The 20,862-nt window shown below is 46.0% G+C and carries 15 protein-coding genes; 7 read left to right on the forward strand and 8 right to left on the reverse strand.

Features of this window, described 5'->3' with window-relative positions; genetic code table 11:
- Nucleotides 1–628: 628 nt before the first annotated feature.
- The 3 genes from IDZ20_RS10190 to IDZ20_RS10200 are packed head-to-tail and all read left to right on the forward strand — an operon-like array spanning nucleotide 629 to nucleotide 3,023.
- Complete coding sequence (locus IDZ20_RS10190; RefSeq protein ID WP_188151325.1) at nucleotides 629–1,060, forward strand: cupin domain-containing protein; 432 nt, start codon at nucleotides 629–631, stop codon at nucleotides 1,058–1,060.
- A 2-nt stretch (nucleotides 1,061–1,062) separates the two neighbouring features.
- A complete protein-coding gene (locus IDZ20_RS10195) occupies nucleotides 1,063–2,208 on the forward strand; it encodes a DegT/DnrJ/EryC1/StrS family aminotransferase (RefSeq protein WP_188151326.1) in 1,146 nt (381 codons plus the stop codon).
- Between the two features lie 38 nt (nucleotides 2,209–2,246).
- Nucleotides 2,247–3,023, forward strand: a complete 777-nt coding sequence (locus IDZ20_RS10200; RefSeq protein ID WP_188151327.1) for a class I SAM-dependent DNA methyltransferase — start codon at nucleotides 2,247–2,249, stop codon at nucleotides 3,021–3,023.
- A gap of 75 nt (nucleotides 3,024–3,098) precedes the next feature.
- Here IDZ20_RS10200 and IDZ20_RS10205 read toward each other — a convergent pair whose 3' ends face one another.
- From IDZ20_RS10205 to IDZ20_RS10215, 3 genes are all read right to left on the reverse strand, one after another.
- A complete protein-coding gene (locus IDZ20_RS10205; RefSeq protein WP_188151328.1) occupies nucleotides 3,099–3,392 on the reverse strand; it encodes an EamA family transporter in 294 nt (97 codons plus the stop codon).
- A 162-nt stretch (nucleotides 3,393–3,554) separates the two neighbouring features.
- Nucleotides 3,555–4,298 carry a glycosyltransferase gene (locus IDZ20_RS10210; protein ID WP_188151329.1) on the reverse strand — a complete coding sequence of 248 codons (744 nt, stop codon included), beginning with the start codon at nucleotides 4,296–4,298 and terminating at the stop codon, nucleotides 3,555–3,557.
- Nucleotides 4,291–6,216, reverse strand: a complete 1,926-nt coding sequence (locus IDZ20_RS10215; RefSeq protein WP_188151330.1) for a hypothetical protein — start codon at nucleotides 6,214–6,216, stop codon at nucleotides 4,291–4,293. The genes IDZ20_RS10210 and IDZ20_RS10215 overlap by 8 nt, the downstream gene beginning before the upstream one ends.
- Before the next feature lie 450 nt (nucleotides 6,217–6,666).
- On the opposite strand from IDZ20_RS10215, the gene IDZ20_RS10220 reads away from it, so the two are divergent.
- From IDZ20_RS10220 to IDZ20_RS10235, 4 genes are all read left to right on the forward strand, one after another.
- Entirely contained in the window at nucleotides 6,667–7,326 is a 660-nt protein-coding gene (locus tag IDZ20_RS10220; protein ID WP_188151331.1) for a MaoC/PaaZ C-terminal domain-containing protein, read from the forward strand.
- 533 nt (nucleotides 7,327–7,859) lie between these two features.
- On the forward strand, nucleotides 7,860–9,194 hold the full coding sequence (locus tag IDZ20_RS10225; RefSeq protein ID WP_188151332.1) for a TolC family protein: 1,335 nt from the start codon (nucleotides 7,860–7,862) through the stop codon (nucleotides 9,192–9,194).
- Nucleotides 9,195–9,248: 54 nt separating this feature from the next.
- The gene (locus IDZ20_RS10230) at nucleotides 9,249–10,268 is read left to right on the forward strand and encodes an efflux RND transporter periplasmic adaptor subunit (RefSeq protein WP_188151333.1); all 1,020 of its coding nucleotides are present in this window, start codon (nucleotides 9,249–9,251) and stop codon (nucleotides 10,266–10,268) included.
- Between the two features lie 10 nt (nucleotides 10,269–10,278).
- Complete coding sequence (locus IDZ20_RS10235; protein ID WP_188151334.1) at nucleotides 10,279–13,395, forward strand: efflux RND transporter permease subunit; 3,117 nt, start codon at nucleotides 10,279–10,281, stop codon at nucleotides 13,393–13,395.
- 145 nt (nucleotides 13,396–13,540) lie between these two features.
- Here IDZ20_RS10235 and IDZ20_RS10240 read toward each other — a convergent pair whose 3' ends face one another.
- From IDZ20_RS10240 to IDZ20_RS10260, 5 genes are read right to left on the reverse strand one after another with little or no spacing between them, the layout of a single operon-like run.
- Nucleotides 13,541–16,645: an efflux RND transporter permease subunit gene (locus tag IDZ20_RS10240; RefSeq protein WP_188151335.1), complete on the reverse strand. Its 3,105-nt coding sequence runs from the start codon at nucleotides 16,643–16,645 to the stop codon at nucleotides 13,541–13,543.
- A gap of 24 nt (nucleotides 16,646–16,669) precedes the next feature.
- Nucleotides 16,670–17,920, reverse strand: a complete 1,251-nt coding sequence (locus IDZ20_RS10245; protein ID WP_245792249.1) for an efflux RND transporter periplasmic adaptor subunit — start codon at nucleotides 17,918–17,920, stop codon at nucleotides 16,670–16,672.
- Nucleotides 17,917–19,272, reverse strand: a complete 1,356-nt coding sequence (locus IDZ20_RS10250; RefSeq protein ID WP_188151336.1) for a TolC family protein — start codon at nucleotides 19,270–19,272, stop codon at nucleotides 17,917–17,919. The genes IDZ20_RS10245 and IDZ20_RS10250 overlap by 4 nt, the downstream gene beginning before the upstream one ends.
- A gap of 38 nt (nucleotides 19,273–19,310) precedes the next feature.
- Nucleotides 19,311–20,276: a M56 family metallopeptidase gene (locus IDZ20_RS10255; protein WP_188151337.1), complete on the reverse strand. Its 966-nt coding sequence runs from the start codon at nucleotides 20,274–20,276 to the stop codon at nucleotides 19,311–19,313.
- Nucleotides 20,273–20,662 (reverse strand): BlaI/MecI/CopY family transcriptional regulator, encoded by a 390-nt coding sequence (locus tag IDZ20_RS10260; RefSeq protein ID WP_188151338.1) that lies wholly within the window; start codon nucleotides 20,660–20,662, stop codon nucleotides 20,273–20,275. The genes IDZ20_RS10255 and IDZ20_RS10260 overlap by 4 nt, the downstream gene beginning before the upstream one ends.
- Nucleotides 20,663–20,862: the final 200 nt, after the last annotated feature.

The following is a 20,862-nucleotide window of genomic DNA, read 5'->3' on the forward strand; positions in this document are numbered from 1 at the left end:
CTTTGTCTCCTCAATTGGAGCTATTTTATCTTGTCTAAGCCTATTAGAATTTTGCTCCGCCATTGAAACTATAAAAATAAACTCGCGGTGGTTTTTAAGTCGTCCCCTAAACGTTCATTTCGTATTTTCAGCCAAGTTACAGGTCAATATTCACTGTTTAGGAAATTCTGTTTTTAACTATATGTAATTAGTTAATTGTTCAGGTTTCTCAGGAATCGTCGTGGAAAATTTTTAACGCTAACGTCAGGAGTAGAAAACTCGGCGCGATATGTTCGACGGTAGTGTTTGTGATGTATATCCATTTCCATCGCAAGGAGGAAGGTATCGGCGCGCCTAAATAACATAGTTCTGTCTGTAGTTATCTCTATCATTAACTTTCATTACGGAAGGTTTTTAATATGTACAAGAGTGCTTATGTTTCTGCTGTAGCTACGCAAGGTGGCTTAAACCTAGTCGAGGCTCCAGTGAAAGAGGGCTACTTTAGCCAAGGTAAGATATCTGTTTTGCGAGGCTGGGGGTTTGTTCGGACGCGAGCGATTCAAATGGATCGGCTCGCTGCGATTCCTAGGCGTGAGCCTATGGTATCTACTTTTGTTTTCAAGGCGACTTTTATGTGGGGTGAAAACTAATGCTAGAAGTAATAAAACATGACGAAACACTACTAGCCTATATCCTTCGGGCTGGATTCAATACTCCTGGTATTTCGTTCGTCACTCCGGACGAATTGACATTACAGCTAGCATATATGCAGCACCCAAACGGAAAGAAAATATTGCCTCATAGACATAATCCAGTTCCCCGAGATGTTTTGTATACCTATGAGGTGCTGGTCATTAAAAAAGGTAAGCTACGCGTCGATTTCTACACTAGGGAGGAGGAGTATTTACATAGCCGTGTTCTATATAGTGGGGATACCATTTTGTTAACTGATAGTGCGCATGGATTTGAGGTTCTCGAAGCAGTAGAGATGCTTGAAATAAAGCAGGGCCCTTTCGTAGGTGATTCAGAAAAGACTCGGTTTGAACCCCATTATGCCTTCCAACCTTGCATTGTAGCCTGAGTATGAATGTAGAATCTGAAGCCTTTATCCCAGTAAACGAACCGCTACTAACCGGTAATGAAAAGCGCTATTTGAACGAATGTATTGATAGTGGTTGGATTTCATCGGAAGGGCCGTTTGTCGATAAGTTCGAACAGTTGTTTGCTGAGCGCGTTAATCGTAAGCATGCAATCGCGGTTAGCAATGGTTCGGTCGCGCTAGATGCGGCTATTGTAGCGCTAGGTATAGGCGAGGGCGATGAAGTTATACTGCCGGCGTTTACTATTATTTCTTGTGCCGCAGCGATTGTTCGTGCAGGAGCTACTCCTGTGTTAGTCGATAGCGATCCAGTTACCTGGAATATGGACGTAGAGCAGATCGAAGAAAAAATAACTTTGAACACAAAAGCCATTATGGCCGTTCATATTTACGGGTTGCCGGTGGATATGAAACCATTGTTAAAGCTTGCCGAAAGGCATGGGCTTACCGTAATTGAAGATGCGGCTGAAATGCATGGTCAAACTTACAACGGCAATCCATGCGGCAGTTTTGGCGATATCAGTACTTTTAGCTTCTACCCAAACAAACATATAACAACCGGGGAGGGAGGCATGATCGTCACTGACGACGATCATTTAGCTGAACGCTGTCGAAGCTTACGGAATCTCTGCTTTGTACCCGAGCAACGTTTTGTGCATCACGAACTGGGATGGAATTTTCGCTTTACAAATCTGCAGGCAGCAGTTGGTTTGGCTCAGCTCGAACGTTTGGACGAGTTCGTGACGCTAAAGCGAAAAATGGGTAATCAATACACGGATTATTTGGCCGGAACTAACGGCATAGCACTTCCGCTGCAACACACGAGTTATGCTCGCAATATCTATTGGGTATACGGGATTGTGCTCGACGAAAGTCTCGGTGTGGATGCGAAATGGTTTATGCAGCAGTTGCAAACTCGGGGTATTGGCAATAGACCATTTTTTTGGCCGATGCATGAGCAGCCAGTGTTTAAAAAGATGGGGCTATTTGGTGGCGAGCATTACCCTGTTGCCGAGCGGCTCGCCCGACAAGGATTTTATATTCCCAGTGGCTTGTCGCTACAGCCTGTGCAAATACAGCGTTGTGCTGAAGTGACACTAGATATACTTGACGAGCTTTCGCTTAGATAACTCTCCACTCAATTCTTTCAAAAAACGATAGGTTTTCTATGAGCGTTTTTGGTAAATACTCTAGTTATTACGACTTACTCTATAAAGATAAAGACTATAGTGCCGAAGCTAATTTTGTCTACGGTTTGATCGAGCGCTATAAACCGGGTGCTAGTAGCGTACTAGAACTCGGCTGTGGAAGCGGTCGGCACGCATTAGAGTTTGCAAAGAAAGGCCTGAGTATTCACGGCGTTGATCTCAGTTTAGAAATGCTAGCTGAAGCCGAAAATGAAAAGAAACGTGCTCCGGAAAATTTGGCCGCGAAACTTAGCTTTTCCCAAGGCGATATGCGTGAACTAGATATTGATAGCCATTTTGATTCAGTCTTATCGCTATTTCATGTGGTAAGTTATCTGCCTACCTTGGCAGACATAAAAACAGCATTTCTGAAAGTGCACGAACATCTTAATCCGGGTGGAATATTTATTTTTGATGTGTGGTACGCCCCAGCAGTGGTTTCCGAGCAGCCAACTGTTCGTGTTAAAAAAATGGCGAACAGCGATATAGAAGTTACCCGTATTGCAGAACCAGTTTGGCATCCGAACGAATGTTGGGTCGATGTTTGTTACAAGGTATTCATACGAGACATTAAAGCTAATGTGATCGAAGAGTTAGATACTGAAGTTCACCGTATGCGGTATTTGTCGTATCCAGAGATTGAAATACTAGCTGAGCTTTGCGGTATGGAGATCGTGCATAGCGGTGAGTGGATGACAGAGAAAAAACCAGGCGGAGATACTTGGGGTGTGTTCTTTGTTTTACGTAAGCCCGAATAGCTAACGAATTTGTTTGGTAAAAATTCGTTAGCTAAAGGGTGATTATGCCTGGCTACTAATTATATAATGTGGCTGTTAGCGAATTGAAATAATGCCAATTCCCGCCGCCACACAGAGCGTGCCGATAATCTTCGGCATTGTTAGTGGCTCTTTAAACAGTAGTATGCCTGCCGCAAGAACCAATATGTAGGTTAGGCCTGAAAGGGGTACGGCATAGCTCAATTCCAACTTGGCTAATGCAAACAACCATACAACCGCGCCGCTACCAAAACATGCAAATCCAATAATAATGACGGGGCTTAAAAACATTTCTAGCAAGGTTGTAGGTAGCGTCGCCAGCGAAAAAGTTTGATTGGCGAATTTTTCCATACCTTTCTTAAAAGCTATTTGCCCTACAGCCGTCAATATACAAGAAGCTAAAACTAACATAATGTTTTGCATGTATTTATAATCTCGGGGAACAAGCTGTCAGCTTGTGTATAGTGAAATACTTACTACTCATGTTTTTATTTGATCGCGTTTATTACAGGTTTACGCCTTGACGACGGGGGCGTGTTTTAGCTGCCATATAACCCGTAAATATTTGTGCCCACGTTTGAAAAACCCCAAAAAATTGGTCGCGGTTTTTGATTCGCCATGAATGCGCGGTGTAAGCACATAGGGAATTTCAATAATATTGGCTTTTTTAGTTTTGAAGAGATAGTAAATTAGGCTAATAAAGTACTCGCCATAATCGCCTTTAAGATCATACTCCGCTAGAAATTCGCGTTTTAGAACAATAAACCCACTTGACCAGTCGCGGAATTTGCAGCCCAGCATCCAGCCTCCCAAAATACTGAGTACTTTACTCAGCAGTAGTTGTGTCGTGAGCAGAATATTTACCGCTCTAGCATCGCCGCCGCCGAGAACATAGCGAGAGCCAACGGCCACATCGGCACCATCTTCAATTGCCTTTAGAAGTGCTGGTATTCTGTGCGGTGGCATCGAGAGATCCACATCCATCCACATCAACAGCCGACCTTGTGCCAATTTTAGGCCGGCATTAATTGCTGAGGTTAAACCCCGGTCGCGGGTTCGGTGCAATAGTTTTACGTTGGGGTGCGTTTCGGCATAGTGTGCGACTAGCTCCCAGGTTTTATCGGGGGAGTCATCATCTACTACAATCGCTTCGTATGAAACCTTAATATGTTTTTCCAGTTCCGTTAAAACATCTAGAATATTATCTTTTTCATTGTAGGTCGGCAGGATGATGCTAAGTTCAATGTTATTATTCATGTGTAGCGCCTTTTATTTGAACGAATTTTAAAGCCCCAGTACTTACCCCTATAAACTGTCTATGATTCCAGTTTTCCTCGTCAATGTAGTTGTAGTTGATTGCCAGCCCCCCGGGAGTAGGGTAATAATTCACCCTTACTTCCAGTATATGATCGCCATCGCTTAGATTTGTGACTACGCTCTGCTGCTGAAAAAAATTCATATTAACGCTGTCAAATATTAGCTTGCCGTCAATCCATACTTTGGTTGCCCAAGCGCTATTTATATCAAGCTTAATTTTTTTCGCGATTGCATTGCCACGCTCTCTGGCTAGTGTCGTCTTAAACGAAATCTCTCCCGGCGTATGTAGCACGAAGCGTTTGTCGTCCCCTTCAAGCTTGCCATCACGAGAATAGGGAAAATGGATTTTACTGATCTCTGTTTGGGTACTTAAAGAGTCATCTTGTGTTGCACTATACCTAGCCTGAATAGTATCTGGTGGTACGGGTGTAATGGCGTAGACGACGGCTTGCTCTAACCCCCAAAGAGCGATATAGATAGCGCCTAGAATCGGAACGAGTTTAAGCCTTTTCTTCCCATGTGCGGTGATAATCTGTAGCGCTTTTAAAGAGCCTATATAGAATATGAAAATGATTGAATAGGTATAGCGCGGTTCCCCAGTAAACACGTAGCTAACCAGCATGGTTATACCTACGGTGCTAAACATAAAAGCAAAAAAGGGCTTGTCATGCTTGCTTAGGTCACGCCAGATCCAGAAGAAAAGTCCGCAACTAAGGAACATCAAAAACTTGAGCGTATCCCACTTTCCTCTAAAAAATTCAAAGCCGGGCGCATCGGTGCGGCTTGGCAGCATATCCGAGAAAAATAGGTTTTTAATATGCGCGATATTTTTAACGAATCGATAGGGGTCCTGTTGAAGTGAATTCCAGCCTAGACTGTAATAGAAATCTTGCTCGAAATAAGGTGTGGTCGTTTCAAAAACACCGTTCTCTGGTCGCCACGACATAGCCGGAACAATAATCATATTGTGCCAGCCTCGGTAATTCAGGTTGACCTTGTAAATATCGCTATTGGCGATAAAAAAATCTAACCCACCGTTGGCCGATAAGCCTGACACCTTTCCATGTGAGATTCGGGATACTTCGAGCATTCCCAAACCAACTACCATAAAAAATAAAATGGAGAAAGCTGCTGACCTCAATATAAATTGAATCGATAATCGGTATTGGACTAAGAAGCCAATTACAAAAGCTAGCCCGTAAGGTGCAATTGCGGGACGTACTATACTTGCAACCGCAAAGAGCAGCGCCGCAGCCACTAGGCTCGGCCAGCTGCCGCGGTAGTACACTAGGCATCCGGCTATTACGAAAAGCGGCGTTGCGAAGTTTTCAGATAATAAAAAAGCATTAAAGTACCAAGCTGGAAAGCCAAATGCATATAGGCAAATGACTGCCAATGCGTAGCCTTGCTGGTGGTCGAAACATTTTATGCAGGCGCGGTGGAGCGCATAAACCGAACAGGCGAATAGTATTAGGTTTAGGGTTAACGCGGTTTCTAGCCGAATTAAAGCGCCAAGACCGAAAAAATTTAAGATCTTAAACAAGTCGGCAAGAATGATATGGTACCAAGGCGGCCAAGCCAAGAACTGCGACTCGATAAATTCTTTACCATTTAGCCTGTCTAGTGCTCGTACCCAAAAGCCACTCATATCGCTATAAAGATAGTTGTAGTAGGGCGCAACCTGGAAAACATAATAGGCAATACAGAGGAAACTTAGCACTGCGATTGCAAGGCTAAAACTACGTTTGCCCGAACGATCTAGCAGTGTGCTAATGCCTGCCATAATGTTGTCTTGGTGATCTTGGTGATCTTGGTGATCTTGGTGATCTTGGTGATCTGGAAGTGAATCCGTGCTCATTGAAATTTGAATACCCGCGTACCTAGTTAATATTATTATTTTGGTCTTGAAATCAGGCAGTGATTACGATGAGATTTAGCGCTTAAATTGAGAATTTCGCAATCAGTATTTACCTACTTTTTGATTATTTTTTTAAGGTCAGATAGTCGTTCGCCAATGCCGGCCTTTGTGGGCTCATCACGCCCCCCCTTTATTCAGATTTCGTTTGGTTTATGGTAAATAAACACGTGTGTTATAACCATTTGTTTCGGTGAAGTTCAACCGCTTCCGATCGCCTGTGGCGATAGCTATAGGTGGCGGCTAAACATCATTTTTTGGCCCTATTCCTAACAACAAATTAAACCCAAGGCAATTGACATCAGGTATGCAATTTTGAGATCTGTCGCTAGTCTCTAGTTGTTCTGCAAGGTATGCTATGGACGGTTGTTCGTTCAGAACGGGGAGGGTTACGTGAAGCTTGTCACGCTGTTGAAAGAGAAAAGTCAGCAAATACAGCATAGTAATGAAGAACTCATTCGAAAGTTTGAGCCTCAGGTGCGAGAGTTTAGGACTTCTCTTAGTCAATCCGTATACGGGACTATGGCGAGCGATTGGATTTCGAAGTGGGTCGCTGCGGGCAACGCCGCACCGGTAGTCGTGCAACCTCTGCCGGAGTGCCAAGCGCTCTACGACAGTTTACGCTCTAAGCTTGGATCCGAGATTCATACCAGTGATTGGCGTATGATCAGCCAAAGCCTGATTACGGAGTTCGCTCAGCTTAGTGGTGATTCTCAGTGGATTCACACCGATGAGCTGAGAACCCGGAAAGAATCGCCGTTTAAGGGTACGGTAGCTCACGGCTTTTTATTACTATCGTTACTACCCAATTTACGCGGTTTGGCTGATGCTCATCAGTACCCAGGGTCACGCTTTATTCTTAACTCTGCGGTTCATAATGTCCGCTTTCTAGCACCGGTTAAGCCCGGCCAATCAATTCGCTCACGTTCTATTTTACGTAGCGTTACACTGGCGAAACGCAGTGTTGAAATTCATGAAGAAATTACCCTAGAGCTCAAACACAGCAGCAAAACCGCGTGCGTAGCGTCCCTTGAGTTGCGTGCCTACTTCTAGCTTTTATAGTTGTAAGCTCATTGTCTAGTGATGTATTCAAGGCGGGGTTTAGCAATAGCTCAGTTTTAGATTTGTCTTTGTTTTACTTTTTTTGTTAGGCTAGCCAAATCAGCTAACGCGTAAAAGGATTCAAATTAGGTGCGAAAGGCGTATGTACGCTCATTTCTGGCGATTATTATTCTGCTGCAATCATTTGTAGCGGTGGCTGACGCGCACCAATTTCACCAGTCAGGTAATCAGCACGAGACTATTGCGGAGCATGTTCATGACCAAGCTACGGATTCTGCGGATCAAACGAACGATTCCCGCGATTGCCATCATTGCTGCCACTGTCATAGTAAAGTGAGTTCAGCATTACCCGCCGCTTTTGGCTGTGGGTTTCTGGTCAATAAGCAACCTAAGATGTTCGCTTTCAGTATCCAATATTCCTCTGAAGTTACGCCTTCACTGTTTCGCCCTCCAATCGTTTAGTCCTCGCCTATAGAAACGGCCGATTTACCTCGGCATCACGATTCATTTAGCAGGACATCATTATGTTGTTTCCCCTTTCATCAGGCTCACGCTTGCGTTTTTGCCTAGGACTTCCGTTGCTTCTAGCGTTTGTTGTCGCTGCGTCGACCACGGCGTTTGCTCAAAATAGCCCGCCGCAAGCTTCAGGTAATCTAAAAACATCTAGTCATCGCATACTTTCGCTTCAGCAAGCCATCGAGATGACCTTGGCCGAAAACCCGCAGCTTCATCAATTTAAAGTTAAAAAAGAAGGTTTAGTTGGTCGTCGTGAAAGCGAAGAACTAAGGCCAATAGTGAATATGGTTATCGATGTAGAGAATTTTGCTGGTAGCGGTGAGTTAAATGGCGCGCGCGCGGCTGAAACCACAGTGGCTTTATCTTCCGTAATAGAATTTGGCGGTAAGCGCCGTGCTCGAATATCCGCTGCAGATGCACAGCTTCAACTTTTAGATAGTCATCGCCAAGCCTTTACTTTGGATATTCTGGGCGAACTCACAAGCACGTTTATACAGGTATTAGAAGTGCAAGAGCGCATTACGCTTGCGAAAGAGGCCCACGACTTATCACGGATTACGTTATCGGCGGTGAAAAATCGCTCAGAGCAGGGCGCTGCGCCGGAGTATGAAGTGAAGCGTGCAGCCGCAGCGTTACGGCAAGCCCAACTTTATTTAGAGGCGCAGCAACATCAACAGCAACGGTTATTGATTAAGTTGGCGGCTTACTGGGGCGAAACCTCACCAAACTGGAAGCGGGTGGACGGTGATCTTTACGCTTTTGGCGAAGTTTCAGACTATGTAACGCTTTATGACAGAGTAAAAGCATCGCCGACGATTACTGTATTTGCCAACGAAGCACGACTAAAGAAAGCCGAGGTGTCACTAGCAAAATCACAGTCGGTTACCGACCTCGGCTGGCAAGTTGGTGTGCGCCGCTTTGAAGACAGCGGCGATACAGCGTTCACGGCTGGAGTATCTGTCCCGCTTTTTAGTGGTAAGCGGAACCGCGGCGCGGTTAAGTCGGCCTTGGCGGCAGAAAATGACGTGGAGTATGCCCGTCAAACAGCGCTACTGAAATTACATGTGCAGCTATTCGAAGCCTATTCACAACGGCAACAACATGTAGCGGCGGTGGCAGCTTTTCGTTCAACAATATTACCGGATTTAAATCTGGCGCTAACGGCTATACAACGTGCCTATGAACGGGGCCGTTACAGCTATCAAGAGTGGACCGCCGCACAAAAAGAACTACTCGATGCGAAGCGTGCACTAATCGATAACGCCACTGCAGCATCGCTCAATCAAGCCGTTATTGAACAGTTGATTGGTGAACCGTTGCTTGCAGTCGAAAGCTTTCGCTAGTAACCCAAATTATATTTCGGCGTTAAAAAACGTCGAAACGATAGGATTGTAATCATGAAAAGTCTTTTAATTGTAATGTCTATTATTGTTTGTGGGAGTCTTTCTTTAGTCGCGAAGGCCTCTGAAACACACCAACACAGCGACGGCCAGGCTAACGCAGACACTGCCGAACACCAGCCTTTATATAATCAAGAACATAACGAAGAGCATAACCAAGAGCATAACCAAGAGCATGATCATAAAGATGAGCATGAGCACGGCCATGAAGAAGGCGTTACCGAGATCGATGACGCGATGGCCCAACAAGTGGGCATTGTGGTTGCTCGTACAGGCGCGCAAACCTTACACCAAACATTTACCAGCTATGGTCGACTAACCACGTCGCCAGAACACAATAGCCATGTGCGTGCGCGCTTTCCCGGTATCGTTCGTTCGGTGGTGGTTAATATTGGTGGCCAAGTGAGTACGGGGGATCTACTTGCGGTTATCGAATCGAATGAAAGTTTAAAACGTTACGACGTTCGTGCTCCAATAGACGGCACAGTAATTCAGCGACACGCTAACGCCGGCGAAATGACTCAGGACCAAGTATTATTTTCGATATCAAGTTTTGAATCCTTGTGGGCCGAATTACGAATTTTTCCAAGTCAACAGCGTTCACTGAACGTTGGTCAGCCAGTTTACATCAAGGCGGGCGACAAACGTTTTGAGTCACATATTTCGCACCTGCTTCCGGCGGAAGATGCGTCGCCGAACCTTATTGCTCGAGCAAAAATTAGTGGTGAGCAGGACGGTTGGTTTCCCGGCCTTATGGTCGAGGGCGAGGTCGTGATAAATACATTCGAGACATCGCTTGCGGTTAGTAAATCGGCTATACAAACGATAGGTGGGGTTATCGGCATATTTGTAAAGGAGCACGATACCTATAGGTTTACGCCACTTTTACTCGGTCGCAGTGATAGCGAATTTGCCGAGGTCTTGTCCGGTGTAACAGCGGATGTTGAGTACGTGACTCAGAACAGCTATCTAGTAAAGGCTGATATTGAAAAATCCGAAGCCGAGCACGAACACTAAGGGGTGTGAAATGATTGATTCAATTTTACGCCTTGCCATAGAGCGGCGTTTATTATTTTTGTGCAGTATTTTCTTAATTGTCGGTATCGGCTTTTGGAGCTACCAAAAGCTACCCATTGATGCCGTACCCGATATTACCAATGTTCAAGTGCAAATTAATACGGCAGCGCCGGGTTATTCGCCCTTAGAGGCCGAGCAGCGTATTACTTACCCGGTAGAGACGGCTTTGGCGGGGCTGCCAAACCTGTCTTACACGCGTTCGCTTTCGCGTTACGGACTTTCGCAAGTAACCGTTGTTTTCGAAGAAGGTACGGATATTTATTTTGCGCGGAATTTAATTAATACCAAACTCGGCGCAATCAAAAGTATTTTACCTAAGGGAATGGAACCCGAAATGGGGCCTATCTCTACCGGCCTCGGCGAAATATTTATGTATACCGTCCACGCCTTGCCGGATGCAACGCAAGGAAATGGTCAACCCTACGACGCAACAGCGTTACGAGAAATTCAAGACTGGATAATCAAACCTCAATTAGCCCAAGTGAAAGGGGTTGTGGAAGTTAACAGCATTGGCGGCTACAACAAGCAATACCACATTACTCCAGATATTCAAAAACTCTTACATTTCAATGTGGGTATGGAGGATATCGTCAAAGCACTACAGGCCAATAACAGTAATCGCGGTGCGGGTTATATCGAACGAAATGGTCAACAGCTATTGGTTCGATCGCCTGGGCAATTGGCAAGCATAGATGATATTGCGAATGTGATTATCACCGCAAACAACACCATTCCAGTAAAAATTTCCGACGTTGCAACAATTGCTATAGGGAAGGAATTGCGTACAGGTGCAGCAACACAAGATGGCATAGAAACAGTGTTGGGTACGGCCATGATGCTGATTGGCGAAAACTCGCGAACTGTTGCGCGCGATGTGGCGCAGCGTCTAGAGGTGATAAAGACATCGCTTCCAGAGGGCGTTGTCGCTACACCGGTATACGATCGAACGGCACTGGTAGATAAAGCGATTGCCACGGTGAGTAAGAACCTTTTGGAAGGCGCTTTACTTGTTGTTGCCGTGCTCTTTCTATTGCTGGGGAATTTTCGCGCGGCGTTAATTACGTCGGCGGTAATTCCATTGGCAATGTTAATGACAATTACCGGCATGGTGAAGACTGGGGTATCTGCAAACTTAATGAGTTTGGGTGCGCTGGATTTTGGCTTAATCGTCGATGGAGCAGTGATCATTGTCGAAAATTCCATTCGTCGTTTAGCGCACTCACAACAATCTTCCTACGCGAATCAGGGCGGACAATTAGATCTGCGCGAACGTTTACAAGTTGTCTATGAAGCTACAGCGGAAGTAATTCGCCCGAGTCTGTTCGGCGTTGCGATTATTACCGTGGTCTACATACCCATATTTTCCCTAACAGGAGTGGAAGGAAAGATGTTCCACCCGATGGCGGCTACAGTGGTGATGGCATTAATGTCCGCTATGCTATTGTCGCTTACCGTCGTGCCCGCCGCCGTAGCGGTATTTTTAAAGGGCAATATCAGCGAAAAAGAAAGCGTGGTAATTCGTGGAGCCAAGTCTGCCTATGCGCCGCTATTGATACTGGCCTTTAAACTTCGTTGGATTGTTGTCGCTGCGGCAAGTGTACTGGTTGCTTTTTCTCTTTGGCTGGCGACAACTTTGGGTTCCGAATTTGTACCACAACTAAATGAGGGCGACATCGCACTGCATGCTATGCGTATTCCTGGTACTGGCTTAGAGCAGGCTGTAGAGATGCAGGAATTACTTGAGAAACGCATTAAAGCATTTCCACAAGTTGATAAAGTGTTTGCGCGCCTCGGCACCGCCGAAGTCGCAACCGACCCCATGCCACCCAATGTGGCCGACAATTTTGTTATTCTAAAACCGCGCTCACAATGGCCAGACCCGTCACTTACCAAGCAGGAACTGGTCGAGCAAATTGAGGAATCCCTTGCTGAGCTACCCGGTAACAACTACGAATTCACCCAACCGATTCAAATGCGGTTTAATGAATTAATTTCTGGGGTACGAGCCGATCTGGGTATTAAGGTATTTGGCGATGACTTAGATCAGCTCGTCGCTACTGCCAACGATATTTTAACAACACTCAATAAAGTTGACGGCGCAGCCGATGCGCGGGTAGAGCAGGTTACCGGTTTGCCCACCTTGTCAATTATTCCCAAACGCACGGCGTTAGGTCGCTACGGCCTAAATGTTTCCCAGTTGCAGGATTGGGTCGCCATGGCGATTGGTGGTGAGAGTGCGGGGATAATATATGAAGGCGATAGACGTTTTGAACTTGTGGTTCGGTTGCCGGAAACATTGCGCCGCGATATCGAGCGCTTGTCATTTTTACCTATTCCCTTAGCGAATGGCAATTTCGTGCCGTTATCCGAAGTTGCGACTTTGGATATAGCGCCCGCGCCAGCGCAAATCAGTCGTGAAAACGGTAAGCGTCGCGTGGTAGTAACTGCCAATGTCCGCGGTCGAGACCTCGGTGGCTTTGTTGCGGATGTAAAAAGTAAAATCGCATCCGATGTCGATATTCCTGCAGGCTATTGGCTCGATTACGGCGGAACATTCGAACAGCTAGAATCCGCAAGTAAAAGGCTTTCATTAGTTGTGCCCTTGACCCTGCTATTAATCATTGGCTTATTAGTTATGGCTTTTGGCTCGCTAAAAGACGCGTTAATTATCTTTAGCGGTGTACCGCTGGCGTTAACAGGCGGTGTACTCGCGCTGGCATTTCGAGGCATGCCCATGTCTATTTCGGCCGGTATTGGTTTTATCGCACTTTCCGGCGTTGCGGTATTAAACGGGCTAGTCATGCTCGCCTTTATCCGCGACCTATGGCATGAGAAGGGTGATTTGATGCTGGCGGTTACCGAGGGAGCGCTGGTGCGATTGCGACCAGTATTAATGACCGCTTTGGTTGCAAGCCTTGGCTTTGTGCCAATGGCATTAAATACGGGAACCGGTGCTGAAGTTCAGCGGCCGCTCGCTACCGTTGTTATTGGCGGTATTATCTCCTCTACATTATTGACCTTGTTCGTGTTGCCGTTACTTTATCATTGGTTCCATAAACGCGATTGAAGTTGAGCTTAATACTTTATATCAACCTAAAGGCCGCGCTCGGCTCTCAAGTAGTCAAGCTCACGCCGTAACATATAAATATCCATCCTCTGTTGCGGCGTGAGCTTGGCGAAATATTGATATTTAATATCTAAGTATGAAACGGTTATGGTTTATCTCTGTGGGCCAATCGGTAAAGCACCGGCAACACAAATAATGTTAGCAGTGTTGATGAAATAATTCCGCCAATGACCACCGTGGCAAGTGGACGCTGTACTTCTGAACCTATACCGGTATTTAAGGCCATAGGTACAAACCCTAATGACGCAACCAGCGCAGTGGTAAGAACAGGACGTAGCCGCGTTAGAGCACCCTTAACAATAGCTTTTTCAACGCTCAAACCGTCATGGATTAATTCACGAATAAACGACACCATCACCAAACCATTTAAAATAGCGATGCCCGACAAAGCGATGAAACCAACCGCTGCGGAAATGGAAAATGGGATATCCCGCATCAGCAAAAACAGAACGCCGCCGGTGAGTGCGAGCGGTACACCGGTAAAAATAATGAGGGCATCTTTGAACGAACCCAGGGCGAGAAGCAGTAAGCCGACGATCATGATCAGCGTGATCGGAACCACCAGTGTTAAACGTTTGGAAGCGGATTGAAGCTTTTGGTAGGTTCCACCGTATTCCACCCAATAGCCTACCGGAATATCTACAGAGTCTTTAATTTTGGCTTGAATGTCCGAAACAAAAGAGCCCAAGTCACGCCCGCGTACATTGGCGGTAACAAAGACACGGCGTTTGCCGTTTTCACGGTTGATTTGATTAAAGCCCTCCACCAGTTTCATTGTTGCTAATTCCTGCAAGGGAACAGCGCTGTCATTAGCTAGCTGAATGGGCAGGTACTTTAAACGATCCATATCTGTACGACGCGCTTCCGGCAAACGCACCACAATATCTGTGCGTCGGTCGCCCTGGTAAAACTGACCAGCGACTTCACCACCCAATGCAATGGCCAGTTGGTCCTGCAATTCACTTACGGCTAAGCCATACTGCGCCAGCACGTCGGTTTTGGGTTGCAAGGTCATAATCGGTAGCCCGGTGGTTTTCTCCATTTGCACATCGGCAATACCTTCCACACTGGCAATGGCCTTTTGAATATCGTTACCCAGTTTGTCTAACTGCTCAAAATCATCCCCGAATATTTTGATCGCCAGCTCTGCACGAACGCCCGATAGCAGCTCATTAAATCGCATCTGAATGGGCTGTAAAAATTCGTAACGGTTGCCGGGAATAGGGGCCACTAATGCGGCTAAATCGTCCACAACTTGAGCTTTTGTTTTATTCGGATCGGGCCATTCACTGCGAGGTTTTAAAATAATGAAATTGTCGGCAACGCTAGGGGGAACCGCGTCGGTTGCCACATCGGCAGTACCCACCTTGGCGAAGATGCGTTCAACTTCTGGCATCTCTTTTATTTTGGCTTCAAGTGTTTTTTGCAATTCCACGGCTTGACTCAGCGAGGTGCCTGGGATTCGAAGCGCGTGCATCGCAATATCACCCTCATCCAAATTGGGCACGAATTCACTACCCAAACGCGTCGCTAGCCAAGCCGAACCAACGACCAATACAAGCGCAGTTGTCACTACCACCCAGCGCGCTCTTAACGCGATATTCAGGAGCGGTTCGTAAACCGAGCGCGATACTTTAATAATGGCGCTGTCTTTTTCTGTTACCGGTTTTTTGAACAATAGCGCGATACATGCAGGAACAAAGGTAATCGACAGCACAATTGAGCAAAGTAATGCGATTACAACGGTCAAGGCCATGGGGTGAAACATTTTTCCTTCCACACCCGTCAGCGCAAAAATGGGTAAGTAAACGGCGGTGATAATAAATACCCCGAATAATGCGGGACGAATTACTTCACGTGTTGCATGAAAAACAATATCAAAGCGTTCTTTTATATCCAAGGTTTTACCGGGAGAGGACGCATGACCGAGACGTCTTAGGCAATTTTCGACAATGATAATGGCCCCGTCGACGAGCAAACCAAAATCCAGAGCGCCCAGGCTCATTAAATTGGCACTGACACCGGCATGCACCATGCCTGTCACGGTCATTAACATAGCAATCGGAATGACTGCGGCAGTCAATACGGCAGCGCGCACATTGCCTAGTAAAAAGAACAAGATGACAATGACGAGTAAAGCACCTTCTAGCAAATTCGTTTGCACCGTTTTTAAGGTTTTATCGACTAGAGTGGTTCGATCGTAAACGGCCGTTGCAGTAATGCCGTCAGGCAAGCCTTGTTTAATTTCATCCAACTTTTCTGCCACGGCTTTGGCTACGGTTCGGCTATTCTCACCAACCAACATAAACACGGTACTCATCACCACTTCGCGACCGTTTTGCGTGGCCGCGCCACTGCGTAATTCCTTACCTTCTTCAATATTGGCAATATCTTTAATGCGTAGCGGCACTCCTTCATGGCTGCGAACTACAATATTCCCGATTTCACTGAGGGTTTCTTTTTGCCCTGGTACACGTAACAACCATTGCGCGCCGTTGTGTTCAACAAAACCAACACCGCGATTTTGATTGTTATTCTGAATTGCCTGAATGAGATCCTGTTGAGTCAGTTCAAATGCCAGTAGCTTTTCGGGTTCAAATGCCACCAGGATTTCACGCTTAAAACCGCCGATAGGGTTCACTTCTACCACACCCGGTACGCGTAGCAACTGAGGTCGAATTATCCAGTCGTGCACAGATCGTAAATCGGTGGGCGTTACCAGTGAACCATCTTTATTGAGTGCGCCAGGCTCGGCATCTACCGTAAACATAAAGATTTCACCCAATCCCGTGGCGATAGGGCCCAATTCAGGCTCGAGCAAGCGAGGAAGATTTGATCGTGCGCTGGATAGGCGCTCATTCACTAACTGACGGGCAAAGTAAATGTCGGTATCATCACTGAAAATAATGGTGACTTGTGAAAGCCCGTAGCGGGAAACCGAGCGTGTGTATTGAAGATTGGGTAAACCCGCCATTGCGGTTTCAATGGGAAACGTCACCCGCTGTTCAATCTCTTGTGGTGTATAGCCCGGAGCCTCAGTGTTGATCATCACCTGTACGTTGGTGATATCTGGAACCGCATCAATGGGCAACTTAGTGAAATTCCAAATACCCAAACCACTGATGGCCAGCACGGCCACCATAATTAAGGCCCGACGTTGGATAGCAAATTGAATTAAATATTCAAGCATGATGTTTCCTTAAGCGGGTAGGCCTTAGTGGTCGTGAGAAGCGCCGGATTTTTCTATATCGGCTTTGATAATAAAACTGTTTTCTGTCACGTATTCGGTGCCGGGATTTAATCCGCCTAATACCTCCACCCACTCTCCGGCTTCACGCCCAAGTTCCAACATTCGCACCTCATACTCGTCACCAACTTTTGCATACACCACGGTAAAGTCTCTGAATGCCTGTAAGCCAATCCGTTTCACGGCCAATGGCACGGTATAGCGTGCGACCTCTATCTCGCCGGAAATAAATTGTCCTGCGGATAACGCATTGGCTGAGTTGTCGATTTCTACGCGTAGGGTACGGGCTTGATTAGCGTTTAGCTGTGCATCAATGGCCTTGACACGTCCGCTCAATGGTGGCGCGTGGCCATTAATACGCAGAGTGACTTCAGCTCCTTCTGTAACGCGTTGACGATCAGTTGGGAATACCGATAGTTCGGCCGTCAGATTTGATGTGTCAACGATCGACATTAATATGCGACCGCCAGTTTGTTCTCCAGAATTGGCCGCCTTGTTAATAACGACACCATTAATCGGCGAGTTAATGGTAAAACTTTTTAAACTCTCATTACTGTTGACGGTGATGAGCTTATCTCCAGCCTTCACAGTTTGCCCTAAGCGTGCATGTACTTTAGTAATCTCACCCTCAAAGCGCGCGCTAATTTTTCGCTCCGCGTCGGGTTGCGGAACTAACTTGCCGAACGATTCGATGGTTTCAATCAGCGTGGCTTCACCGGCTATTTCGGTTTGTATTTCCATCGCGTTCGCCACAGCAGGCTCAATAAGTGTTCGACCTTCAAAGTTATCGTATTGCCATTGATGCTTCTTGCCTTGGTGGTCTGCTTTAATCGTTACTACAAAAGAGTGCGGTTCATAGATTTCCATATCGCCGCGCAAAAAATCGGCCTGTGGCTTGAAGTTGATCGTGTCAACCATATTGCCTAAGCGAGTAAGCGTTACCACAAGTGAAACATCTTCCGGCTTGACGGGCTTACCATCATTCATAGTCCACACGCGAAATTCCGGCGGCACACCCGTTTCAAAAATAGCGAGTTCCAGCACGAAATCTCCATCTTTTAATAGACGCCCTCGATGCAGTCCTTTTTCAGGTTCTGCTTCTTTAATTTCTGTTTCGACGGCCAAACTGAAAGAGGTATACCCAAGAAAAGCTAAAGCAATAAGCGCAATCATAAAGTAGCGAAAAGGCATAAAAGGGCGCAGAAGAGAGTTGATCATTGGTAATCCCCGTTGTTTTCAAATTCGTTTAGAGATGATACTTCCATTAAATTCAGCCCCGTTAAACGTTCGATTTCGGTCAAATTGTTGTGTGCTTTTAAGCGCACTTCGATCAATTCCATTCGCGTATCCAAGACTTCGTTTTGTAGGGCATACCACTCTCTGTAGCTATATTTTCCCAGCGAGTAGGCGTTTTGTGTTTCGACTAGCGCTCGTTCTAGGCGCGGCAATATTTTCTGTGTGAGTGCGTTGTTGAGGTGGTAGCTGTGCAGAAGCTCTTCGTAAAGCACATACAGCTGAGTGGAAAGTTGAATCTCTTTAGCGCGAGCATCAGCTGCGTAACGCGCTTGCTCGGCGCTAAGTGCTGAAATTTGATGCCGATTGCGCGTGGATTTACCAAGCGGAAGGGATACGCCGAAGGTTAAGCCGTAATCTTCAGTCGCTTCGTAGCGTCGAACCCCGGTATTAAATCGCCAGCGATTTTTTACCTCTTCACGCGCTAAGGTAATTTCAGTATCGATTACCCGTTGTTGCGTTAAAAAATATCGAACTTGAGGGTTGTTACTTATTCCGTTTTCCAAGGTGTCGTAGTTGATGACTTGTTCTTTTAGCGTTAGCGCTCCGTTAACCCGAGGGAAATCTACAGTGGAGCTCCCCCATTGTGATGCCAGTACCTTTTTAGCTGATTTTAGTTCATGTTGAATATCTTCTACTTCCAGTTCACGCCGCTCCAAATTAACCTCGGCTTGCAACTTGTCGGCAGAGTGAGAGCGGCCGGCATCCACCCGTTTCTGTATTTCTTTTAGTATTTGAAGGGCGTGTTGTCGCCCATTTTTAGCCACAACTAATCTTTCTTGATAGGCCAGAACCGTTAAAAATACATGTGCCGTTTGCGCTGCAATATCGTAGCGTTGAATATCACGCTCAATTTCCAGTACCGTAGCTTTGGATTGGGCAGACTTGACGCGTTGATCAAGCAAGCCACGCTGTAAAACCCAACTGATGCTGAGCGTTGATTGTGCATTGTCGAGCCCCGCGTAATTGCCAGTGCCAAGTGCATCGTCGAGAGTAAGGTTGATTTCCGGCTTTTCGCCTATAGACGCTTGTCGGGTATACGCATTCGCTGTCTTTAAGCGGTATTGATAAGCCGCGAGCGTAGGGTGGCTTTGCAAGCTAAGCTCAACCGTCTCGCGTAGAGTCAATTCGTTGCGGGGCGTGTCGGCTGCGATAAGGGGAGCGGAGATGCAGAGATAAATTGCTGTTCCAGTAGCGGCGGCAAGCTTCAGTGACCAATCAAAAAACCGACCGGCAGCCGGTTTTTTGATTGTAAAGAAGGGAGTAAATAATCGCATTAGCGCTCCTTTAAAAGCGTAAATATAAAATTAGGACGTTAGTGACTGAATTGCCGCTCAAGTGCATGATGAAGTAGATCAACAGACAGGGTGCTGAGCAGGCATATCGCTATGGAAAAGGCTATAAATAACAAGACGGGAAATGACAGACCTTTGTCATCGTCGAGAAGATACCGAATACGCAAAGTCAAAGGGTGCGTCGAAAAGTGACAGCTCGACAATGGAATAGTATCTATAGGTCGATAACTTAATTTGGATACTTTAAGCAGGGTTGTTGCTATCACGGTTTTCTCGCTCACCCTCGACAATACAGACTCATCTGCGGTTTGCTCCAAAGCGAGCGAAAATTCCTTATTGAGTTTCTCTGCAATAAATTTTGGGAAAAATGCCGCTACTAGCGAGAACCCATATTTCCTCAGCGGGTCGTGCGCCCGCGCATGCGCAAATTCATGCTCACTTACCACGGCTATTTCTTGTGTGGTCAGCTGATCGATAAGCCCACTTGTAATATATGATCTAGGCCGAAAAAGCCCGGAGGTAAATGCCTTACACTCTTTTGATTCGATTATTGTCAGCCCAGGCGTTGTATTCGCGTTTTTTATAAAGAAATCGAGCTGGTTAAGTTGGGTATTGACCTTGATGGCATTGGCTAGCTTCGTTACGCACACACTGATAAAAATTATACAAAATACACATAAAGATGCGCCATGCCAGCTTAGAATTTCAAAATGGGAAATGTGATGCCAGTGCAGGATGGTGGGTACCCATACATTACTACTTGGAGTTAATTCAGGGAGCGCGAGTAAAACAACACTAAACAAACTTATAAGCCAAGGTAAAATGCCAATACACCATAAAATACTGATCTTAGTATTAGCCTGAAAGCGGTTTAGTAAATCTGAAATGAAATATAAAGTTACACTAATAAAAATTAGCGACGCACAGAGACTGACAAAAATAATTGACAGAATATTTAGAATCAGTGCCCAAGAACCTAAAATCATTTAGCGTTACCTGCTCTAGAAGCGGCACGCTTTTCTTCAATAAGCCGTTCGAGTTCATCGAGTTGTTCATTATCAAGATCTGAAGACAATGATGAAAAGGCCGCTAGAAGAGGGTTTTCTTTTGTTGCGCCAAAATCATTGGTGATATTATTGATTAATTGTCCTATAAAAGCGTTGCGATTAATTGCTGCTTTATAGATATAGGCGTGTCCGTGCTTTTCTCGGCTTAATAAGCCCTTTTTAAACAAGCGATCTAGGGTGCTCTGGATTGTATTTAGCGTCCCTCCGCGATTTTTCTCAAAATGAGCGAACGCTTGCTTGGCATCCACTGGGCCAGTATCCCAAATATGCTGGAGCACTAATTTTTCAAGTTCACCGAGGTTCATAGTATCACTTACGCCAATATGATAAGGCTGGCAGGGTAGCACAACAAAAACCGACTGCCTATCGGTTTTATGCTTATACTATGGGCGGAAGGTGATGGGGGCGCTTGTTTTTAACGGTAAATTAAGAATGAGACCGGTCATAGTTAAGATCGCTGCGGTACCCAACTAGGAGCGCGAACCGTAGTCTAACTTGACGCGGT

Source organism: Teredinibacter waterburyi (assembly GCF_001922985.1).
Taxonomy (GTDB): Bacteria; Pseudomonadota; Gammaproteobacteria; order Pseudomonadales; family Cellvibrionaceae; genus Teredinibacter; species Teredinibacter waterburyi.

Coding starts and splice junctions, on each gene's coding strand:
- IDZ20_RS10215 (WP_188151330.1), bottom strand. CDS start 6,216: ATGAGCACGGATTCACTTCCAGATCACCAAGATCACCAAGATCACCAA.
- IDZ20_RS10250 (WP_188151336.1), bottom strand. CDS start 19,272: ATGCGATTATTTACTCCCTTCTTTACAATCAAAAAACCGGCTGCCGGT.
- IDZ20_RS10245 (WP_245792249.1), bottom strand. CDS start 17,920: ATGATCAACTCTCTTCTGCGCCCTTTTATGCCTTTTCGCTACTTTATG.
- IDZ20_RS10190 (WP_188151325.1), top strand. CDS start 629: ATGCTAGAAGTAATAAAACATGACGAAACACTACTAGCCTATATCCTT.
- IDZ20_RS10230 (WP_188151333.1), top strand. CDS start 9,249: ATGAAAAGTCTTTTAATTGTAATGTCTATTATTGTTTGTGGGAGTCTT.
- IDZ20_RS10205 (WP_188151328.1), bottom strand. CDS start 3,392: ATGGAAAAATTCGCCAATCAAACTTTTTCGCTGGCGACGCTACCTACA.
- IDZ20_RS10225 (WP_188151332.1), top strand. CDS start 7,860: ATGTTGTTTCCCCTTTCATCAGGCTCACGCTTGCGTTTTTGCCTAGGA.
- IDZ20_RS10240 (WP_188151335.1), bottom strand. CDS start 16,645: ATGCTTGAATATTTAATTCAATTTGCTATCCAACGTCGGGCCTTAATT.
- IDZ20_RS10235 (WP_188151334.1), top strand. CDS start 10,279: ATGATTGATTCAATTTTACGCCTTGCCATAGAGCGGCGTTTATTATTT.
- IDZ20_RS10255 (WP_188151337.1), bottom strand. CDS start 20,276: ATGATTTTAGGTTCTTGGGCACTGATTCTAAATATTCTGTCAATTATT.
- IDZ20_RS10260 (WP_188151338.1), bottom strand. CDS start 20,662: ATGAACCTCGGTGAACTTGAAAAATTAGTGCTCCAGCATATTTGGGAT.
- IDZ20_RS10210 (WP_188151329.1), bottom strand. CDS start 4,298: ATGAATAATAACATTGAACTTAGCATCATCCTGCCGACCTACAATGAA.
- IDZ20_RS10200 (WP_188151327.1), top strand. CDS start 2,247: ATGAGCGTTTTTGGTAAATACTCTAGTTATTACGACTTACTCTATAAA.
- IDZ20_RS10195 (WP_188151326.1), top strand. CDS start 1,063: ATGAATGTAGAATCTGAAGCCTTTATCCCAGTAAACGAACCGCTACTA.